Genomic DNA, 20911 nt, shown 5'->3' on the forward strand with positions numbered 1-20911 from the left:
AGATTGTTATTATTATCTTATACGATTCACAGGAATCGATTTTTATATTACTTGACTCTTGTCCAACTTTGGGTTCGCCCAATTAAAGAAATTCCAACAAATCCTCTAACATCGAGTCTATCAGGGCCATCTAACTTAATTGTACACTTATATTCTTTCCCTGTCTCTGGATCCAAAATACGTCCACCAGAGAGTTCACCAGACTTCTCCTGCATGTTTGTTATAAAAACTAATCCAGTTATAGGTTGGTTTTTCCTTTCACCTGAGCATTTTGTGCAAAGCGGATTTTCACTACTAGGATTTAATAGCTCAATAATCTTCCCATAATACTTTTGATCTTGCTTATAAATTTCAACTATCGACTTCTCTTTACCTGTGGCATCATCAATAGTCTTCCACTTACCAATGACACTTTGTGCATTTAACGACCCCATAACAAGGATACACGTGATTAAAACTGAAAACAAATTCTTCATAAAATTTCATTTTTAATTAATACTTCCTATCAAATATAATTATTTTTTTGATTTAATTTTACTTATTGCTAGGTTTAATTCAAAACCTAACAATAAAATCATACAGTTAATCCACAAATAAAACATTAAAACCAATAAAGTTCCAATGGAGCCATACAATTCATTATAACGTGCAAAGCGAAGTACGTAAACACTAAACAAATAGGAAGTTAAAATATAAAGAACCGTAGTAAATACAGAGCCTATGGAAATAAATGCTAACTGCTTGGTTTGTTTGGCACCAAACTTATATAAAATAGAAGTTGTTAAAAGAATTACAACTAATAAATACACATTTCTTGTCCATAAAATAAAAGCATTATCTAATTCCACCGTATATAACAAAATCTCTAAACCTACATAAACAGCAACAGAGAAAATCAGTAAAAAAGATAAAACTACAGATAACACTAAAGCTACTAAGTATTGTCTTAAAAAATTTCTTGAAATAGAAATATGGTAGGAAGATTCAAAACCTCCAATTATAGCAAAGACTCCATTTGTCATTAAAAATATAGAAAGTAAGAAACCTGAAGAAAGTAAGGATTTATAACTATTATTCATAATATCCATCAAAATAGATTCCACCGCGTCATAGGTATTAGGAGGGAGAGAATTTTGAATAAATATTAAAAAATCTATCTGGAAATTTTCCAAAGGTATATAAGGAATTAAGTTCAAGATAAAAAGGGCAAAAGGGAACAAAGCCATAAAAAAGCTAAACGCAATTGAACCTGCCCGATAAGAAAAAGCTCCTTTAACAAGCCCCAATATATAAAGCTCTAATAAGTCATATAAAGAATACCCATCTAAGAAAGAGAATTTTATACTTTTTAAAAAAGCGATGCTTTTATGCACTATTGGTATTTTTTTAAAACTCCGCCCCATTTACTATGATTTTCTTCCGTGATATTATTACTATCTTTTTTAAAGATAAATATACTTTAATGATTATAAGCCATTTTTCAAAAAAATCTACTATAACAAATTGTATAGTAGATTTTAAAACTATTTGATAGTAATAAAGAAAACTCTATTGGTCTATTACTGCTTTAAGACTTAAATCTAAATTGTGAACAGAATGCGTTAAAGCTCCGCAAGAAATAAAATCTACACCACACAAAGCGTATTTTCTAATTGTATGTTCATTTATATTACCAGAGGATTCTGTTTGACATTTGCCTTTTATTAATTCTACAGCTAATTTAGTTTGATCGTAATCAAAATTATCTAGTAAAATACGATGTACTCCTTCGCATTCTAAAATTTGCCTAACCTCATCCAGATTTCTTGCTTCAACAATGATTTTTAAATCTTTATTATTATCCTTTAGATATTGATTAGTTTGCAAAATAGCCTGTTTAATACCACCTGCAAAATCAATATGATTATCCTTAAGCATAATCATATCATACAAAGCAAAGCGATGGTTCTCACCTCCACCAATTTTCACAGCCCATTTTTCTATAGCACGGATCCCAGGAGTTGTCTTTCTGGTATCTAATATTTTTGCACCAGTTCCTTCTAGCAAGTTCATAAACTCCCTTGTTTTAGTAGCAATTGCACTCATTCTCTGCATGGAGTTTAACATAAAGCGCTCCGCCTTTAAAATAGATTGTGAATTACCAGCAATACTCATTATAGTGTCACCCTCTTTAATAGTTTGACCATCCTGTTTGTTAACCTGTACAGCTAAACTTGGGTCTACAGCTTTTAAAATACGAATGGCAAAATCTACTCCTGCAATAATGCCAGGCTGTTTAACCAATATAATTGCTTTTCCACTTGCTTGATCTGAAATACAAGCCAAAGAACTATGATCTCCATCACCAATATCCTCACGTAGAGCATTGTTAATAATAATATCTAGTTCTTTATTAAATTGTTCTTGTGAAATCATAAATAAAAAAATTTGCGAGGCTAAAGTAAGAAATGTTTAGCAATCTTACTTTAACTTCGCAAATACTATTATATGCTATAAACTAAATTAACTTATAACTACACCTAAAAGTTTATAAAATTCTTTTAAAATTGCAGGATGACCTGGCCATGCAGGGGAAGTAACTAAATTACCATCAACGTAAGCTTTATCCGCATCAATTTGAATATACTCTGCTCCGGCTAAAGTAACATCCGGTCCAATAGCCGGGTAAGCAGTAAGCTTACGAGAATTTAAAACATTAGCCACAGTTAATACTTGAATTCCATGACAGATTGCAGCAACTGGTAAATTCTGTAAAAAGAAATAACGAACATGCTCAATCACATCATTATTTAAACGAATATATTCCGGTGCACGTCCACCACAGATATATAACCCTTGGTAATCGGTAATATTAACTTCACTAAAAGTTTTATTTAAAGTAAAATTATGTCCCTTTAACTCTACATAGGTTTGAAATCCGACAAAATCATGAACCGCGGTTGCAATTGTCTCCCCTTGTTTTTTACCTGGAGCAACAACATCTACTTGAACTCCTACCGATAGTAAAGCCTGGTAAGGAACCATTACTTCGTAATCTTCCACAAAATCACCAGCTAACATTAAAACTTTCTTTGCCATAATATTTTATTTATTTAATTCGCTCCTACTAAAATACAACAATATTATATGTGAAGTCAAATATAATCCTTAATTTTTTTAACAATTATATTAAATTAATTATCTTTACTTTATTAAAATTGATACTATGAAAAATTTACTCTTACTTATTTGCGCTTATTTAACTTTCATAAGCTGTGGTGAGATGTCTGTACCTCCAGCGCAAAATGTGTATGTAGAGAATTACTACATGTTAGAAATCCCAGCAGCTTTAGCTCCAATGGAAGACCTGTACCCAAATGCAGACTTTGAGTACGGTAACACTTTCACTCAAGTTTATTTAGTTAGTATGCATCAATCAAAAGCAGAAACTAAAGACTTTGAAGACTTCATGGAAAAAGGCTTAAAAAACTATCAACAAAGAAAAAATTACAAAGTTGAAAAAATAGAATCAAGCCCTATTGATTCTCTATCTGCTAAAACTTACTTTTTACAAATGGATTTAGACAACCAATCCATGTTTATGACCCAAACATTCATTGATGGTAAAAAGGCTAATTACCAAATTATATCATGGTCTCCTACAAGAGAGAAAGTGTATGATTCGGCAGAAGTAAAACAGATATTAGCTTCCTTTAAAGAAGTAAAATAATATTTTTCAGCTTTTCCCAGCATTCATCACTATCTATGTGATTTAATCATATAGATAAATAACAAAATAGGTTAGACAATACTTTATAATTTAACCTTAAAATAAGGTGGGTAAAAAAAACAAAACATTACCTGTTTCCAGGTATTTTTCTAAAATATTTACTAAAGTCGTGGTCATTTTTTTCTGACCCGTTGTTTATTACAATAGAGTATTGTAATTTTGATTAAAAATAAATTAGCATTTCAAAATGAAAAAAATCGTACTTTCTTTAGCTATTGCAGCTACTATGACACTTGCATCTTGTGGAAACAAAAATGCAGACACAGCAACAACTACCACTCCTCAAGAGGTTGCTAAAGAACAAGGTCAACAATATGTTGTAGACACGCAAAACAGTTTTACCACTTGGAAAGTTGGACATAAAGCTGGAATAGACCCAAGATGGGGTAGAGTTTCTTTAAGCCAAGGGAATATCTCTATTGACGCGTCTGGTTTAAATGCCGGAAACTACACAATGGATATGAATACAATCGTAGTAAATCCAGCTTCTGTAGGAGATGATCAGAAAAAAGTTACAGACTTAACTAATCACCTAAAAAGCGCTGACTTCTTTGATGTTGCACAATACCCTACAGTTACTTTCAGTATCACAAGTGTAAAAGACTTAGATGCCAATACACCAGCTAACATTGAGGGAGCTAATAAGTTAATTAGTGGAAACCTTACAATTTTAGGAAACCAAGTAAACACTACTTTCCCTGCAAAGGTTACAATCACAGAGGAAAATGCTACTATCGAAGCTAATTTTATTGCTAACCGTACAGATTGGGGTATTAAATTTGGTACTAAAGATGACAAAGGTATTGATCTAAATCCTGCAGAATGGGGAATCAGCCAAGATATGGAGATTGGTATTTTCTTAATAGCAAATAAAGCAAAATAATACTTTTATAAAGTTTTATAATTACAATCTATCTACATTTTATAGATTTAATCACAGGTAAGTTCTCTAAGTAAAACACTTTTAGATTTTACCTGTTTTTTTTAAATCTTTAAAAAAGACTTTATGTATATAGCAAAGTCATATAAAGCTGCTAGCCAATACATCAGAACATAATTCAAAGATATTTGTTTATACCCCACAGCAAAACTATTTTTCCCATATTTATTATTGTTTAGCTCTTTTTTCATTCTATTGAAATATCTTAATCATTTAAAAAGCCCTCTCTTTTTTTGTATATATTACCTTTCTAGTAGCCTAATTAACACAAAAGTACTACCTTTGAATCACAATACATTTAATACATACCAAAGAGAATAATTAAGAATATGGAATATTTTGATATAGTGATTGTCGGTGCAGGACCCATTGGTATTGCTTGCGCACTAGAGGCAAAGAAAAAAGGACTATCATACCTGGTTTTAGAAAAAGGCTGTTTAGTTAACTCTCTATATCATTACCCAGTTAATATGCAATTTTTCTCTTCGTCTGAATTATTAGAGCTTGACAATATTCCGTTTGTTAGTATACAAAACAAACCAAAGCGAAGTGAAGCTTTAGAATACTACAGACGTGTAACAAAACATTATCAATTAAATATTCATTTTTTTGAACAGGTCTTAGATGTTCAAAAACAAACCAATACGCTTTTTTGCGTCCAAAGCACTAAAGGTAATTATCAAGCTATGAATGTTGTTATTGCAACTGGCTTTTATGATATACCTAATTTATTAAATGTACCTGGTGAGCATTTAAACAAAGTATCTCACTATTATAAAGATCCTCACCAATATAGCTTCACCGATCTTGTTGTTGTTGGGGCAAGTAATTCTTCGGTAGATGCCGCATTGGAATGCTACCGAAAAGGAGCTAAGGTAACTATGATTATACGTGGATCTGATATTAGTCAGCATGTTAAATACTGGGTAAAACCAGATATAGAGAATCGCATAAAAGAAGGAAGTATTATTGCACATTATAATAGTGAAATAACAGACATTACCGACTCTACGTTAACATACAAACAAAATAACCAGGAATTTACAATTAAAAATGACTTTGTACTTGCTTTAACGGGCTATACCCCAAACTTTAAATTTCTACGTAAATTGGGTGTACAAGTGGCCGATCTAAAAACTTTAGAGCCAGTATATGACCCAGAAACAATGCAAACCAATATTGACAATCTGTATTTAGCAGGTGTTGTATGCGGAGGAATTGATACCCATAAGCTTTACATTGAAAATTCCAGAGTTCATGCTAAACACATTATCAAACATATCATAGAGGAACACCGATATCGCAGACCTTAAGATTGACAATCTTGGCAAACTCCTTTGCCAATAACTTCGAATTCATCTAATTTAAATCCTGTTGGTAGGTTTATTTTGGGAATGGATATATTAGTTAAGCAAACAACTTTATGACATTTTTTACAATGAAAATGTATATGTGTGTCATGATGGCTCGTTTCGTTGCAACTGGCAGGACATAAGGCATATTGTGTAATATTATTGGATGTTATCCCATGAATTATACCTTTAGACTCAAACGTTTTCAAAGTCCTATAAATAGTTACACGATCTGACAATTCAAAGCTGGACTCTATATCTGACAAACTAACAGCTGTATCTTGTTGTTTTAAATATTTAAAAATCAAGAGCCTCATCGCTGTTGGGTTAATACCTTTGGCTTTTAATTCTTGTTCTAATTCTAACATATTTTGAATATTTTACAGCTCTTAAATTAGCCAAAATCTAGGTACTATCCTAAAAGTAATCCCAAAGAAAAACCTATCTAGATTTATCGCTACTTAAAAATAAATAATAAATATCGGTTTAAATTGTGAAAAGTGAATTTATATTTTTACTTTTTCACAATATTACCAAATAAAAAAACATAAAGTGAATAGTAAATTAATTGGAAGTATCCTAATTATAGCAGGTACTGCTATTGGAGGAGGAATGTTAGCGATGCCCATTATCTCTTCAGGTGTCGGTTTTCCTGGAATAACGCTAGTAATGATTCTAATTTGGTTGGCAATGTGTTATACCTCAATGTTACTTGTAGAGACCTATAAAGACCATGATCACAATGATGGTTTAAGCACCATGACTTATAGATACCTTGGTAGACCCGGGTCAATTGTAACGGGAATCGCTATGCTTAGCTTAATGTATGCACTTGTAAGTGCTTATATTGCAGGTGGTAGTGATATTTTAAAATACAATTTAAAAACTTGGTTACACATTGAACTAAGCTCCCAAACAACCGCTATTATTTTTACAATCTTTTTTGGTGCAATTGTAGCTTTAGGTGCTAAATTAGTAGACATTGCTACACGATGGATTTTTATTGTAAAACTAATTTTCTTGTTCATCATAATACTAACCATGTTAGGATACATAAAACTTGACAACTTATTAACAAGTCCAATAGACCAAAAACTATTTTATTCATCTATACCTGTGATTTTCACCTCTTTTGGCTTTCATATTGTCGTTCCTAGTATGGTAAATTATTTACAAGGCGATCAAAAACTACTAAAAAAAGCCTTTTTTTATGGTAGTTTACTACCACTTGTTGTGTATATCTTTTGGCAAATGTCAATCTTGGGTAGTATTCAACCAGATATATTCTACACCATAATTCAAGAGAATAAAGGTTTAGAAGGTATGATCAAAGCTGTAAGTAGTCTTTCTAACTCCACGTGGATGCAAATTCCTATAAATGTTTTTACTGCTGCTGCTATTCTAACCTCGTTACTAGGGGTAGCCCTTGCCTTGTTTGATTACATAAAAGACCTAGCTAAAAAAACATCTTTTGGAAAAAATAGATTTATAATTTTCTTACTAACCTTTACAGCTCCATTATTATTTGCTTTATATTATCCTAAAGGATTTATATTAGCCTTAAGTTATGCCGCAATTTCGGTCGTGATTACTTCTTTATTTATTCCAGTTTTCATGTATATCAAAGTGAAGAAAAGTAAAAATGAACCTATTAGTATTTTACAAAAAATATTCTTTTCCTTTATTATTTTATTCGGATTTTCCATCCTTATCATACAAACTTTAATGAGTTTAGGAAAACTACCTATACTAGATTAGCAAAAAACAACTTACCCAAATTTTAAAATATTAATCAAAAATGCAAAAATTTATAGGAAGTATCCTAATTGTAGCCGGAACAACAATCGGAGCCGGTATGTTGGCCATGCCAATTATCTCAGCTAGTGTCGGGTTTGGTTTTATGACACTTATATTGGTGGGAATATGGTTTGCAATGTGCTACACCTCCATTTTACTAGTTAATGTATATAAATATAACTCCTACAAAGATGGCTTAAACACTCTTACTTTAAAATATCTAGGAAAACCAGGTGCGGGGGTTACTGCCATTGGGATGTTAACATTAATGTATGCCTTAGTTAGCGCATATATTACTGGTGGCGGTGAAATATTAAAAACAAACTTTAACAACTACCTTGGAACAGAGTTATCTGCCCAAACAAGCGCAATACTTTTCGCTGTTCTCTTTGGAGGTATTATAGCATTTGGAACAAGAGTAGTTGATATTAGTACTAAACTAGTCTTTTCTATAAAATTATTGTTTTTATGTGTAGTTATAGTTATGTTACTACCAAAGATTCAAATAAATAATCTACAACATACTCCCTCCAATACAATACCTGTTTTGGCTACTATTCCTGTAATATTCACTTCATTTGGTTTTTACGTGGTTATACCAAGCTTGGTTAAATACCTAGAGGGAGATCTAAAAAAATTAAAATGGGTATTTGTTATAGGAAGTAGCATCCCTTTAGCTCTATACTTGATTTGGGAATTGACCATATTAGGAAATATTAGTAGTCAAATATTCAGCCAAATATTGAATCAAAACACGGGACTAGAAGGTTTATTAAATGCCATTAGAAATATTAACGATTCTAAATTAATTCGTATTTCTTTTAATATTTTTGCTGCTGCTGCTATTTTAACTTCTTTTTGGGGAGTTGCACTTGCTTTACTAGATTATATTAAGGATTTAGGTAAGGCAAAAACATATGTAAAAAACAATTATTCGGCTATCGCCCTAACCTTCATACCTCCTATCCTCTTTGCTTTATATTATCCTGATGGTTTTATTTTAGCACTTGGATATGCTTCGATATCTTTAGTAGTATTAGCATTAATAATGCCAATGTTAATGCTAAAAAAAGCACAAAAACAAGTTGGAAAAAAAACCACAAAAATGCAAATGATAGCTTTTGCATTTCTTTGGGCCTTATCCATACTAATTATTGCCTTGCAAATCTTAATGAGTTTTAAAATCATATAAAAAAAGCCGATCTATTTTAGATCGGCTTTTTTAAATCTTTTAATTATCTATTTAGCAGATAACAAATAACATGCTCTGCAGACTTTAAACCAAATAAAGCAGGCATCCAACTATTTGTTCCAAAAAAGGATTTTTTGAAATTTTTACCATCTGTCATCTTAAGACTTGATTCATCAGGATGCTCGGTACTAAAAACCGCCTTAACTCCCGAAGAGATCCCCTCTTTTTTAAGCCTTTTACGAATTTGCTTAGCAAGTGGACAAACATCCGTTTTACTAATATCTTTAACAACCACACGACTAGTGTCCATTTTTCCACCCGCTCCCATATTACTAATGACCTTAACCTTTTTTCGCTTTGCCGCTAAAATTAAATTCACCTTTGGAGTTACACTATCTATACAATCTAAAACATAATCAAAGTCTTGAGTTACGATCTCATGAGCTCTCTCTGGAGAAATAAATTCCTGAATACAAACTAGTTTTAGTTCCGGATTAATATCCATTAAACGCTTTGCAACAATTTCTACCTTGGGTTTATTGATAGTAGAATGTAAAGCTGGTAATTGTCTATTTATATTTGTGATATCTACAGTATCCCCATCAACAATCGTAATATTACCAATTCCAGCGCGTACTAAAAACTCCGCCGCGAAGGAACCTACTCCTCCTAAACCAACAACCAAAATTTTAGCTTCTTGTAACTTCTTTAATCCCTGTTCTTTAAAAAGTAACTCTGCTCTTTCTTGCCATACTGCCATTAATTATCTATTTATACTAGCTGTAGCTAGGTTATACATCTTTTGTAAAAGCTAATTTAAAATTTTCAAGTATTTGCTTTTCTATACCTGGTACTAATTCTTGGGCCTTACCATAAATTTGATCTATTGTGAAATCCGTTTGATCATCGGTTTCTAAAAACAATCGCTCCTTTGGTAAGCTCTTAAAAGTCTCTTGCAACTTATCACTTTTTAATAAAGCACTTCCAAATGAAAGGTAAAATCCTTTGTCTATAAGATTTTGAGCCAACGATAATGATTTCCTAAAACCATGAACTATTAAAGGGACCGTTATATCAAGATCTTTTTTCAAGGCCATTGCATGATCAAAATGAGAAACCAGGTGCAAAATTACGGCTTTTTTATATTTCTGTGCAAGTAGTAATTGACTTTGAAACACTTGTAATTGATCAGAAAGACTAACACTACTATTTTTATCTAAACCGCATTCTCCTATGGCCAAGCATGCTTTGGTTTGTATAACATTTTCAATGGTTTGTAAATCTTGCTCTACCTGGTTCAATGATATATACCATGGATGAATACCTATAGAAAAAGTAGGCACGTCCAAACCTATAAGATTGGGATATACTTGTAAGATTTCTACTATATTATCCTGGGAAATTAATTGGTGTGTATGTATGTTTATCTTCATTTTATGAAAAAATATTGCTTTTGGATAATTACTATAGCTAGTAAAGTTTAATATAAGTTGCCTTTTTATCCTACCTAATTATATGTCTATCGTTTTTTATTTCAGCAAACATGAATTCTTTTAACCAACTACTTAATAAGTAAACTAAATAATTCCTTTTTTAATAAATCTCTAAGTTTATTGGACTTAAAAAATTTATGTCACAAATCATCGCATAAAAAAGCCCCAAATAAGATTAAACTATTTGGGGCTAAATTTATTGTATTTATACAACTATTTGTATGTGAATTTCTAAGTAATTACTTTAAACCCTTTAAACTATGCTCTATAGTATCAATTTTAGCTTGTGCATCAGCAGCCTTTTTACGCTCATTTTCTACCACTTGCACAGGAGCTCCACTTACAAATTTTTGATTAGATAATTTTCCTTGTACAGATCGCAAAAAGCCTTGCAAATACTTCAATTCCTCTTCTAACTTACTAATCTCTTCTTGAAGATTAACCCCTGCGGTAACAGGAATAAAATATTCATTACTTTTAACTCGATAAGACAAAGCACCACTTACTTGATCCTCTACGTATTGTAAATCACTAAGATTTGCTAATTTAACAATCACAGGATCAAATGTATTAGAAACATGTTCATTGTTAATTACTTTCAATTCAATAGACTCTTTAAAAGAGATGTTTTTGTCTTTTCTTATTGTTCTAATTCCAGCTATAACTTCTTGAGTAAACTCAAACTCATTAATTAGTTTTTCATCGTAAGATGTTATCTCAGGCCAACTTGAAACAACTAATGCCTCATCTTTATTACGTACCGCAATGTGCTGCCATATTTCTTCAGACAAAAATGGCATAAACGGATGAAGTAACTTTAAATTACTTTCTAATAATTCAATCGCACCATTGTAGGTTAACTGATCAATAGGCTGTTGATACCCAGGCTTAATCATTTCTAAGAACCAAGAACAAAAATCATCCCAAACTAATTTATAAATGCTCATTAAAGCATCTGAAATACGATATTTTTCAAAATGATCTTCAATATCTATTAAAGATTTTTGAAGTTTAGATTGGTACCACTGTATAGCTACTTTGCAAGATTTAGGCTGAGCAATATCTTGACTTACCTCCCATCCTTTAATTAAACGGAAAGCATTCCATACTTTATTTGTAAAAGCTTTACCCTGATTACATAACTCTTCGTCAAATAGAATATCATTTCCTGCAGCGGCTGATAACAATAATCCTACACGTACACCATCAGCACCAAACTTCTCAATCAATCCTAAAGCATCAGGAGAGTTACCAAGACTCTTAGACATCTTACGACGTAATTTATCTCGAACAATTCCCGTGAAGTATACATTATTAAATGGTTTTTTACCAGTATACTCAATACCTGCCATTATCATTCTAGCCACCCAAAAAAATATAATATCTGGTCCTGTAACTAAATCATTGGTAGGGTAATAATAATTAAACTCTTTATTTTGCGGATCACTTATTCCATTAAATACAGCCATTGGCCACAACCAAGAAGAAAACCAAGTATCAAGAGCATCTTGATCTTGCTGTAAATCTTCCAAAGTCATATTTAGATTGTTGGACTTTATTTTAGCCAATTCTAAAGCTTCTTCAATATTTTGTGCAACTACAAAGTCTTCTTTCTCTGCTCCATAATAAAAAGCAGGTATTTGATGTCCCCACCATAATTGACGAGAAATATTCCAATCTCGGATATTTTCTAACCAACTCTTATAAGTATTATTATATCTACTTGGATATAATTTAACATCTTGCTCTACCATTACAGCATCCAATGCAGGCTTTGCTAAACCATCCATTTTCAAGAACCATTGATCTGATAATCTAGGCTCAATTACTGCCTTAGTACGCTCGGAAGTACCTACATTGTTAACATAGTCCTCTACTTTATCCATAGCACCTAAAGATTCTAACTCCTTAGCGATTTGCTCACGTACAACAAAACGGTCCATTCCTTGATAATGTAAGCCGTGATGATTTAAAGTAGCGTCTTCATTAAAGATATCAATAATCTCTAAATTGTGTCTTTCGCCTAATTCCTTATCATTAACATCATGAGCAGGAGTTACCTTTAAACAACCTGTTCCAAATTCCATGTCTACGTATTGATCAAAAATAATTGGAATAACACGATTTGAAATTGGCACAATTACTTTTTTCCCATTTAAATCAGTATATCGTGGATCATTTGGATTGATACAAATTGCTGTGTCACCTAATATAGTTTCAGGACGAGTTGTAGCAATAACTAATTCTTTATCTGAATCCTGAATTTTATATCTAACATGATATAACTTTCCTTGTCTTTCCTCATAAATCACTTCTTCATCTGATAGAGTGGTTTTAGCCTGTGGATCCCAGTTTACCATACGGTACCCACGATATATCAGTCCTTTATTGTATAAATCTACAAACGATTTAATTACCTGCTCACTCATTTGAGGATCCATGGTAAACTTAGTACGGTCCCAATCACATGAACAACCTAATTTTTTTAACTGATCTAAAATAACACCTCCATATTCATGGGTCCAATCCCAAGCATGCTCTAAAAACTCCTCACGTGTTAAATCGTTTTTATTGATTCCCTGCTCTTTCAATTTTGCGACGACTTTTGCTTCAGTAGCAATAGAGGCGTGATCTGTTCCAGGAACCCAACAAGCGTTAAGTCCTTTTAAACGTGCACGACGTATTAATACATCTTGAATTGTATTATTCAACATATGCCCCATATGTAAAACTCCAGTCACATTAGGTGGAGGTATTACAATCGTATAAGGTTCTCTGTGGTCCACGCTGGAATGAAAATACTTATTCTCAAGCCAGTATTGGTACCATTTTTGTTCAACCTGTTTAGCATCGAATTGTGCAGGAATACTCATTATGATTATTTTTTTTACTTGTTTTACTTAATTTCAATCTACAAGATCAAATTGCAATAAATTCTTTATAAGATAAAATCGCTTTTCTTAATTTTTCTGTATCTTTGTAATATGCAAAAATAGATATTACTAATGTAATAATAAAAAAAATAGACTTAAAAACATTGAATTTAAAGTCTATTTAGTACCTACTTAGGAATTAATTGCTTATATATAACAACAAAATAGATTTATAATGAAAAAATTATTAGCATTATTTATTTTAGTATTTACCAGTGCTGTTACTTTTGCTCAAAATGGAGCCAAAATTGAATTCGCAGCTGCAAACAATACTATAGACTACGGCACAGTAGTACAAGGTAAAGATAATGGACTTAGAACATTTGAATTTACAAACACCGGAGACGAACCTTTAATTATAATGAATGTTAGATCCTCTTGTGGATGTACTGTTCCTTCCAAACCTACCGAACCTATATTGCCTGGTCAAAAAGGTAAGATTGATGTAAAGTACAATATGGCTCTAGGCCGAATTAGCAGAACCATTACCGTTGAAAGTAATGCGGTGAATTACACAAATGGAGTTGTACCTCTTCGCATAAAAGGAGAAGTGATAAAAAACTAAAAAAAACTTGATTAACTAAGGGCACCGATAAAGTAGCCTTCTGTTAGTAAAATGGCTTTTTTAAAGATAAAAATAACGCTTATAAAGGATTTTCTAAGGTCGCTTTGTAAGCGTTATTTGTTTTTTATCTATAATTTAGAATACCTTAAATACCTCAATAAAGGTTTTCTCTACCATTTTACATGGTGTAGCTGCTTTAGATTCACCATTTTAAGTATTATTCTAATATTTGCATTAAAAGTCGCCAACACACCTTGCATTTCCAGACAAGTAATTCTAATAAATCCACTCCTATATAACCGTGTATAATTTAACACTGCATTTTTTACTTCTTGCCTTTACCAATGCTTGAGCTTGTGGTTTAGCTACTTTGAGTTTGCAAAGGTTAACTCACCTGGGTGGGGTTAGCTTTTATTAAAGACCCAGTAAGTTTTTGTTTTAGCCCCAGCCTTATAGCAACTTTCCTATAAGAGGCTTATTCTTCATTTTTGACCATTCAAATTAACAGATAAATACTTAAATTTTCAATAACATTATACTTTACTTATCGCTTGTTTTTAATTGTTAGATATCCAACAAAGCCTTACATATATATATCGACATCTAAACTAGAGTCAAATTTATCTTGTTGTTTTGTTCCATTATGGCTAATTATACTATTTTACTTAGCTTCTAGTTTCTTTTTAGTGTCTTTTACTTACTTTAAACTTTCTCTGCACCTAGTTGGTCAGCTCCATTGGCCAATTACAGTAGAAAAGGTCACCTGATTACATATACGCCCCTTAATAAAGTACATGATAATCAACCGCCCGTTTTTGCCCTAAAGTAACAACAAAGTTGTAATGATGTTCTTTTTGCCTATGGTAATAAAAGTTTTGTAACCATAGAATTCAGTGTGCCCTGACTTATGTCCTGCAAAAGCATCTATATCTTAGGACAAGGTCTATCTATCTTGGATATCTTTGCGTGTTTCCTTTAGATTTTAAACTTCTCTTGCGCTTTAGGGTAGTCAAGAAAACAAGAGCTTTTTCTAATGCAATTAAAACCGTGCTATAAACCAGGCAATGGTTTAAATAACATTCTTCACTTTTAAAGATTAGCTAAATTCAACAGACTCATCCTTCTCTTAAAGTGTTTTACGAATTTGTTAGCTTTTGGTCCCGCGAAAGGATACCAGAAAGTGAGTTTGATCTACGTGTAGTTTACCTCGCATATAAAATAAAGCCTTAGATTTTATAATCTATTTGTACATAGCCAAACGAACTGTTTACTTGAGAAGTAACTTTAAAAGTTAGACACCTGATAATCTTAGCTTTCTAAATTTGGTAAGGCTACTAAAAATAATAACATCATCCTTTAGAGCCATATTAAAAAAAGCTCTACTGCCGCTACATCAAAAATATCATCTACTATTTTTTGAAGCAGGTATTTAAATAATTTAATGCAATACTAGCCTAGATTAATTGATTAAACAGTACTTGTTTATCTCCCCTTTATAAATAAACAAAAACTATACTAAATCATTAATCCTAATACTTAACTTTAATTAAAACATCCAAAGTACCACAAAGACTTAAGCACAACCAGTAACCAGGTAACAGCATACAATGCCTATATGTTTTATAAATAAGGAAATAAAACAGAAACAGGTAAACTATTAAAACGGATTACTTTTAATTGTTTACCTGTTAGTTTAAAGTTTTACTTTAAAAAAAACTTATTCTGTGTCGCTTGTGACCTCTAGCTTTTTTATTATTTAGCTTTTAATTTAATCATCTAAATTATTTTTGTTTGAATAACGAATTATTAACTAAAGCTTGTTCAAAGTTCTTTATATTTTTCACAGCCACCTTTGCATCAAATCCAGCAATGTGTCTTTTATGGTGAATATCTGATCCCGTAAAATCAATCATGTTTTCTTTCAATAAAAAATTTGCAGCCTCTAAAACATGGTTACCATAATATCCGGTGGTTGACAATAAGTTCATTTGAAACAAACATCCTGCATTTTTTAATTTTTGATACATTTGGGTATTGTTATGATAAAAATTATAACGCTCGGGATGAGCAAGAACAATTTGATAACCTTTGGCCTTTAATTGATATAAAATGTCCATTAAACCAATAGGAGGATTCATATAAGACATCTCTACCAAAACATAGTTTTTATCAAGGGTTAAAAGCTCTTCTTGCTCTAGTCGTCTTAAAAAGCTCTCGTCCATTAAATACTCTGAGGCTACTCGCAGTTTAATAGAGTCTGTTTCTACTTTTAATAAACTAGTTAATTCATCGTATTGTTGCAAAATTCCTTGTTTGGTATTTTCCCAAACTAAAGGAGTTGTATGAGGTGTAGCAATAGCTTGAGAAAAACCTAAATCCTTCATGCTATTGATAATAAATTTCGAATCATCTATGCTCTTCGCCCCATCATCTATGCCAAATATCAAATGAGAGTGTATATCGATATAATCTTCAGGTATCAACTGTTTTAGGGTTGGCTTACTCTTAAAAATTGAAAACATATTTATGTTAGATTTATTTATTATTTAGAAATTGGTCTATATTTAAAAAGCACAACTAAAGTTACTAAAAACAAACCAAAGCTCAATGGTAACTTAATAGATGTTAGGTTTACAAAAACAAATAAAACCAAGCCAAGAATAACAACGCCATAGAGTATCTTAAAGATTTTAGTATTATTTCTTAAAAAAGATAATACTAATAAAATTGGATTAAAAAGCATTATACTAGTATTTCTTGCAAACTCCATATGTGTCGAATAAAGAGTTAACCCCACTAAAAAAAATCCAAAAACACCAAAAGCAGCAAGTGTAAATCTAGAAAAAACCTTAAATCTTAAACACAACAAGCCCATAAGAATAACAACCCCATAAAAAAACCAAGCACTATTATAAAATTCTATATCTTGCTTAACGGCAGAATCATGCTCAAACAAAACTGCCTTATGTTTTACCAAAGGTTGCTCATCTACAACAGTATTATCCAAGGCTTGCATAAAACTTAATGGTAAAAAAACCTGTTCACTTTCCATGTTAGTCTTATATCCTAATAATAAATTTATACCCAATTTATTTAAATAAAGATGATCTACATAACTACTTAAAATATCTCTATAGGTTCCTTTATTTAAGCTTACATCACTATTAATTGGCTGCTTGATTACTTCTTGGAGAATATCTATGACCTTAGTTGTACAGTTCTCCTGAATAAATTTATATAAAAACTCACGATTTTCAGGCAGAACAGCATCAGATAAAAGTCCATAGATGTCTTGCTTTTGCTGCATGTTTAAATTTAACTCTTGCAGATATACGCTTCTGTTTTCATATATATATGGCCGTATAAATCTATCTAAGGTGGTATAGTCTGCGTAATAAAATAAATTTCCTTTTACAAATTTGGCTGTAAAATTTGGGGTATCAAAAGAAAACATTCCAAAATTAAATACTTCATCAACACCATTTAACGGATCTTGAATCCATATTGCGGTATGTCCATATAAGGCGTAGGACTCCAGAGCTGTACCGCAAGTAAGAACACTAACTTTAGCCATCTTAGAAAGACTTTGTGAAAATCCACTAGTTAAGCAAGTAAAAAAAAACAGAATAAATAATTTTTTTCTCATCAATACAGGTATAAATACAAACTAAGTAATATAAAGTTAATAGTAACTACTGTACCACCTTTGTTTAAATCCTCCTTAGTCATTTAGCAAAAAGTAAAAGTATGACTTTTTAATAAAAGTAGAACTACCTAATTTACTTAATCACTAGAAATGACTTTGTCCCCTCTTTAACAACCCTAAATTTACTTGATCTGTATCAGTTGCAAAAAACATCTATTTAAACTCACCGTCCACCACCCTTTATATATTAGTGTTTACCAATAATATATTTCTAAAAAATACCTTATTGAAATACTACTTTACTTTAAAAAAAATAATCTCTACTATTACTAGGCTTTACTTCACATAATTCTAACTTTTATGATACATTTGTATTTCAAACAATAAAGAACCTTTCAAATTTAAGGTATCAAAAAAAAAGTTTATGAAAAAACATATCCCAAATTTTATTACCCTATTAAATCTTTTATCCGGATTAATTGCTTGTGTTTACACATTTGATGATAATATACAAATGGCATTTTTTTGGGTCTGTCTAGGAATATTTTTTGATTATTGGGATGGGTTTGCTGCTAGAATACTCCATGTAAAAAGTGAACTAGGCTTACAATTAGACTCATTAGCAGACATGGTTACAAGTGGTGTTGTTCCAGGATTAATGGTGTACAAGTTATTGGCTAATATTCAAGAAAATCAAGAGGTATATAATTTAACCCCTGAAACTTATTACATGGGAGCTGTTCCTTATTTAGGTTTTATAATCACCCTAGGAGCAGCCTACCGCTTAGCAAAATTTAACGTCGATACAAGACAAACAGAGTCTTTTATAGGTTTACCTACCCCAGGTAATGCCCTTTTTATCTTAAGTATTCCTATGATAGCAAGTACCACGGACTCACAATCTATTATAGCCTTGTTGAGTAATCCTTACTTTTTAGTTATTATTAGTTTATTAAGTGCCTATATAATGAATGCGGAATTGCCTTTATTTTCTTTAAAAGTAAATCCTAGTAAAATTGGACAATATAAATTACAGGTAGGTTTTTTACTAGCTAGTATTATCCTATTGGTAATATTAAAATACTTAGCAATCCCTCTTATAATTCTAATTTATATTATCATTTCTGTTATTAAAAACCTAACTCAAAAATCAGTTTAAGTCAAAAAATTGATAAATAAACTCAAAAAACAGGCTATGAATTAATTCATAGCCTGTTTTTTTTTAAGATTGTCGATATGTTAACAAACTGGATAAAAAAACTTACGATTGCAAAAAAACTTTAAAATCTATAAAAAGGCAAATTGGTTCCCTTTAAAAAAAACAAATTTCAAACCGATGTTGTTTTCATTTTAGACGATACCTAAAACTCAACAAAATTTATTAAACTATAAGCTTTAAATAATTTAAAATATGCAAAAACCGTAATTCTCAAAGAATATCGGCTCTTTTAAGTAAGATTATAGAGTTTTAGATATTTACGATTCTTTCAGTTTTTATCCAAAAAAACAGATTAAAATATAAAAATATCACAGAATTTGCAATGTAAGGTCTTTTTTATCTACTTTTAGCAAAAAATTTATAATATCACGATAATATGTTTGACTTTTTAAACCCAACAATCACAACATTTGCCATTTATCTAGTTTTAGTTCTAGGCATAGGTGTAGTGGCATACTTAAGAACCAAAAACTTCTCCGATTATATTCTTGGAGGAAGAAGTTTTGGTCCGGTGGTTACAGCCTTATCAGCCGGAGCCTCTGATATGTCTGGATGGCTTTTAATGGGACTTCCAGGAGCTATTTTTGCTAAAGGACTATCTGCAAGCTGGATTGCAATTGGACTTTTAATAGGAGCCTACTTTAATTGGAAATTAGTAGCGGGCCGCCTTCGTGTTCACACAGAAATAAATAATAATGCATTAACCCTTCCAGATTTTTTCCAAAATAGATACTCCGCTTACGGAAAAGCAATAAAAACGGTTTCTGCTGTAACTATTTTATTCTTCTTTACAATCTATTGTGCCTCAGGCATGGTAGCGGGTGCTCGCTTATTTGAAACGCTATTTCACATGGATTATCTGCCTGCTTTGTACCTAGGCGCAGTAGCAACAATAGCTTATACTTTTATTGGAGGTTTTCTTGCTGTTAGCTGGAGCGATACAATTCAAGCCTCTCTAATGCTGTTTGCTTTAATTTTAACTCCCATAATGATTATATTACACATGGGAGGATGGGATATGATTGTAACCTACACCCATCAAGCCAGTGAAATCACTAACATACCTTACTCTAGTTTAACCCATAACATCAAACCAATTGCTATTATTAGCGCTGCAGCTTGGGGGCTAGGATATTTTGGACAGCCTCATATCTTAGCAAGATTTATGGCAGCCGATGGGGTTAAAACCATGAAAAATGCTAGAAGAATAGGTATGGCATGGATGACATTGTGTATGGTTGGAGCCGTTACAATTGGTTATTTAGGAATAAGTTATTTTGAAAAATACTCCAATAATGCCGCGGGAGTTACGGCAGATAATGAATTAGTTTTTATTGAACTAATACAGTTTTTATTTAACCCATGGGTTGTTGGTATCTTATTATCTGCTATTTTAGCAGCGGTAATGAGTACTTTATCTGCTCAATTACTAATGTCATCTAGTACGCTAACCCAAGACTTTTACAAAGCTTATTTTAGAAGACAAGCAAGTGAATTAGAATTAGTATGGACCGGAAGATTAGCTGTTTTACTTATTGCTATTATTGCTATTGTTATTGCCTACAATCCAAATAGTCGTGTACTTGAACTAGTTGCACATGCTTGGGCAGGATTTGGTGCAGCTTTTGGACCAGCAATCCTTTTTTCTCTTTTCTGGAAAAAAACAACAGGTTCTGGAGTTTTCGCAGGAATAATTGTTGGTGCACTTACAGTGATTATATGGCCAATTGTTTTTGGGCCAGAATTATACGAAATAATTCCAGGTTTTATATTTAGCACATTAGCTATATGGCTAATTTCAAAAAATGGCCAACCTGCAAGTTCACAAGATCACGAAAAATTTAACATAGCCGATCAGATCTATCATAAAGAAAAATAATTACTTTTGACAATACTAAAAAAGCTACTTGAAATTATATCAAGTAGCTTTTTTTATTGTGTTTGCAAACACAATGCAAATAGATACCTTTGCGCTGTTAAAACAACAAAATTAAATGCCTGTCAA

Annotated in this window: 19 protein-coding genes and 1 pseudogene; 8 read left to right on the forward strand and 12 right to left on the reverse strand. The window is 31.7% G+C overall.

Features of this window, described 5'->3' with window-relative positions; translation table 11 throughout:
- Positions 1–47: 47 nt before the first annotated feature.
- The 4 genes from ACYSNV_RS10740 to ACYSNV_RS10755 form a co-directional block, all read right to left on the reverse strand.
- Entirely contained in the window at positions 48–476 is a 429-nt protein-coding gene (locus ACYSNV_RS10740; RefSeq protein ID WP_461762562.1) for a DUF2147 domain-containing protein, read from the reverse strand.
- A gap of 39 nt (positions 477–515) precedes the next feature.
- Positions 516–1403 carry a YihY/virulence factor BrkB family protein gene (locus ACYSNV_RS10745; protein WP_461762563.1) on the reverse strand — a complete coding sequence of 296 codons (888 nt, stop codon included), beginning with the start codon at positions 1401–1403 and terminating at the stop codon, positions 516–518.
- A gap of 145 nt (positions 1404–1548) precedes the next feature.
- Complete coding sequence (gene nadC, locus ACYSNV_RS10750) at positions 1549–2415, reverse strand: carboxylating nicotinate-nucleotide diphosphorylase (protein ID WP_461762564.1); 867 nt, start codon at positions 2413–2415, stop codon at positions 1549–1551.
- 87 nt (positions 2416–2502) lie between these two features.
- Positions 2503–3078 carry a DJ-1/PfpI family protein gene (locus tag ACYSNV_RS10755; protein WP_461762565.1) on the reverse strand — a complete coding sequence of 192 codons (576 nt, stop codon included), beginning with the start codon at positions 3076–3078 and terminating at the stop codon, positions 2503–2505.
- Between the two features lie 127 nt (positions 3079–3205).
- Here ACYSNV_RS10755 and ACYSNV_RS10760 point away from each other — a divergent pair, with 127 nt between their 5' ends.
- Complete coding sequence (locus tag ACYSNV_RS10760; RefSeq protein WP_461762566.1) at positions 3206–3709, forward strand: hypothetical protein; 504 nt, start codon at positions 3206–3208, stop codon at positions 3707–3709.
- A gap of 247 nt (positions 3710–3956) precedes the next feature.
- Positions 3957–4652: a YceI family protein gene (locus ACYSNV_RS10765; RefSeq protein WP_461762567.1), complete on the forward strand. Its 696-nt coding sequence runs from the start codon at positions 3957–3959 to the stop codon at positions 4650–4652.
- A gap of 101 nt (positions 4653–4753) precedes the next feature.
- Here the strand turns inward: ACYSNV_RS10765 and ACYSNV_RS10770 are convergent, their stop codons facing one another.
- Positions 4754–4900, reverse strand: coding sequence for a hypothetical protein (locus ACYSNV_RS10770; protein WP_461762568.1), 147 nt, complete (start codon positions 4898–4900; stop codon positions 4754–4756).
- Between the two features lie 138 nt (positions 4901–5038).
- Between ACYSNV_RS10770 and ACYSNV_RS10775 the strand changes: the two genes are divergently transcribed.
- Positions 5039–6022, forward strand: a complete 984-nt coding sequence (locus tag ACYSNV_RS10775; RefSeq protein WP_461762569.1) for a YpdA family putative bacillithiol disulfide reductase — start codon at positions 5039–5041, stop codon at positions 6020–6022.
- On the opposite strand, the gene ACYSNV_RS10780 is transcribed toward ACYSNV_RS10775, so the two are convergent.
- On the reverse strand, positions 6019–6429 hold the full coding sequence (locus ACYSNV_RS10780; protein WP_461762570.1) for a Fur family transcriptional regulator: 411 nt from the start codon (positions 6427–6429) through the stop codon (positions 6019–6021). The genes ACYSNV_RS10775 and ACYSNV_RS10780 overlap by 4 nt on opposite strands.
- Positions 6430–6613: 184 nt before the next feature.
- On the opposite strand from ACYSNV_RS10780, the gene ACYSNV_RS10785 reads away from it, so the two are divergent.
- Together ACYSNV_RS10785 and ACYSNV_RS10790 are read left to right on the forward strand one after the other, a co-directional pair.
- Positions 6614–7819, forward strand: a complete 1206-nt coding sequence (locus ACYSNV_RS10785; protein ID WP_461762571.1) for an aromatic amino acid transport family protein — start codon at positions 6614–6616, stop codon at positions 7817–7819.
- A 40-nt stretch (positions 7820–7859) separates the two neighbouring features.
- A complete protein-coding gene (locus ACYSNV_RS10790) occupies positions 7860–9050 on the forward strand; it encodes an aromatic amino acid transport family protein (protein WP_461762572.1) in 1191 nt (396 codons plus the stop codon).
- Between the two features lie 43 nt (positions 9051–9093).
- Here the strand turns inward: ACYSNV_RS10790 and ACYSNV_RS10795 are convergent, their stop codons facing one another.
- From ACYSNV_RS10795 to ACYSNV_RS10805, 3 genes are all read right to left on the reverse strand, one after another.
- Positions 9094–9810 carry a tRNA threonylcarbamoyladenosine dehydratase gene (locus ACYSNV_RS10795; RefSeq protein ID WP_461762573.1) on the reverse strand — a complete coding sequence of 239 codons (717 nt, stop codon included), beginning with the start codon at positions 9808–9810 and terminating at the stop codon, positions 9094–9096.
- A gap of 31 nt (positions 9811–9841) precedes the next feature.
- Entirely contained in the window at positions 9842–10483 is a 642-nt protein-coding gene (locus tag ACYSNV_RS10800; RefSeq protein ID WP_461762574.1) for a TatD family hydrolase, read from the reverse strand.
- Between the two features lie 299 nt (positions 10484–10782).
- Positions 10783–13416: a valine--tRNA ligase gene (locus ACYSNV_RS10805; protein WP_461762575.1), complete on the reverse strand. Its 2634-nt coding sequence runs from the start codon at positions 13414–13416 to the stop codon at positions 10783–10785.
- A gap of 235 nt (positions 13417–13651) precedes the next feature.
- Between ACYSNV_RS10805 and ACYSNV_RS10810 the strand changes: the two genes are divergently transcribed.
- Positions 13652–14041 (forward strand): DUF1573 domain-containing protein, encoded by a 390-nt coding sequence (locus tag ACYSNV_RS10810; RefSeq protein WP_461762576.1) that lies wholly within the window; start codon positions 13652–13654, stop codon positions 14039–14041.
- Between the two features lie 1303 nt (positions 14042–15344).
- Here the strand turns inward: ACYSNV_RS10810 and ACYSNV_RS10815 are convergent.
- The 3 genes and pseudogenes from ACYSNV_RS10815 to ACYSNV_RS10825 all read right to left on the reverse strand — a co-directional run.
- Positions 15345–15484: pseudogene (locus tag ACYSNV_RS10815) on the reverse strand (IS5/IS1182 family transposase); the annotation flags it as partial.
- Between the two features lie 338 nt (positions 15485–15822).
- Positions 15823–16563, reverse strand: a complete 741-nt coding sequence (locus ACYSNV_RS10820) for a tyrosine-protein phosphatase (RefSeq protein WP_461762577.1) — start codon at positions 16561–16563, stop codon at positions 15823–15825.
- Positions 16564–16583: 20 nt separating this feature from the next.
- A complete protein-coding gene (locus ACYSNV_RS10825) occupies positions 16584–17615 on the reverse strand; it encodes a lipoprotein N-acyltransferase Lnb domain-containing protein (protein WP_461762578.1) in 1032 nt (343 codons plus the stop codon).
- Between the two features lie 496 nt (positions 17616–18111).
- Between ACYSNV_RS10825 and ACYSNV_RS10830 the strand changes: the two genes are divergently transcribed.
- Both ACYSNV_RS10830 and putP read left to right on the forward strand, forming a co-directional pair.
- A complete protein-coding gene (locus tag ACYSNV_RS10830) occupies positions 18112–18846 on the forward strand; it encodes a CDP-alcohol phosphatidyltransferase family protein (protein WP_461762579.1) in 735 nt (244 codons plus the stop codon).
- Positions 18847–19282: 436 nt separating this feature from the next.
- A complete protein-coding gene (gene putP / locus ACYSNV_RS10835; RefSeq protein WP_461762580.1) occupies positions 19283–20785 on the forward strand; it encodes a sodium/proline symporter PutP in 1503 nt (500 codons plus the stop codon).
- The last annotated feature ends 126 nt before the right edge of the window (positions 20786–20911 follow it).

The organism is Myroides sp. LJL119, assembly GCF_054871605.1.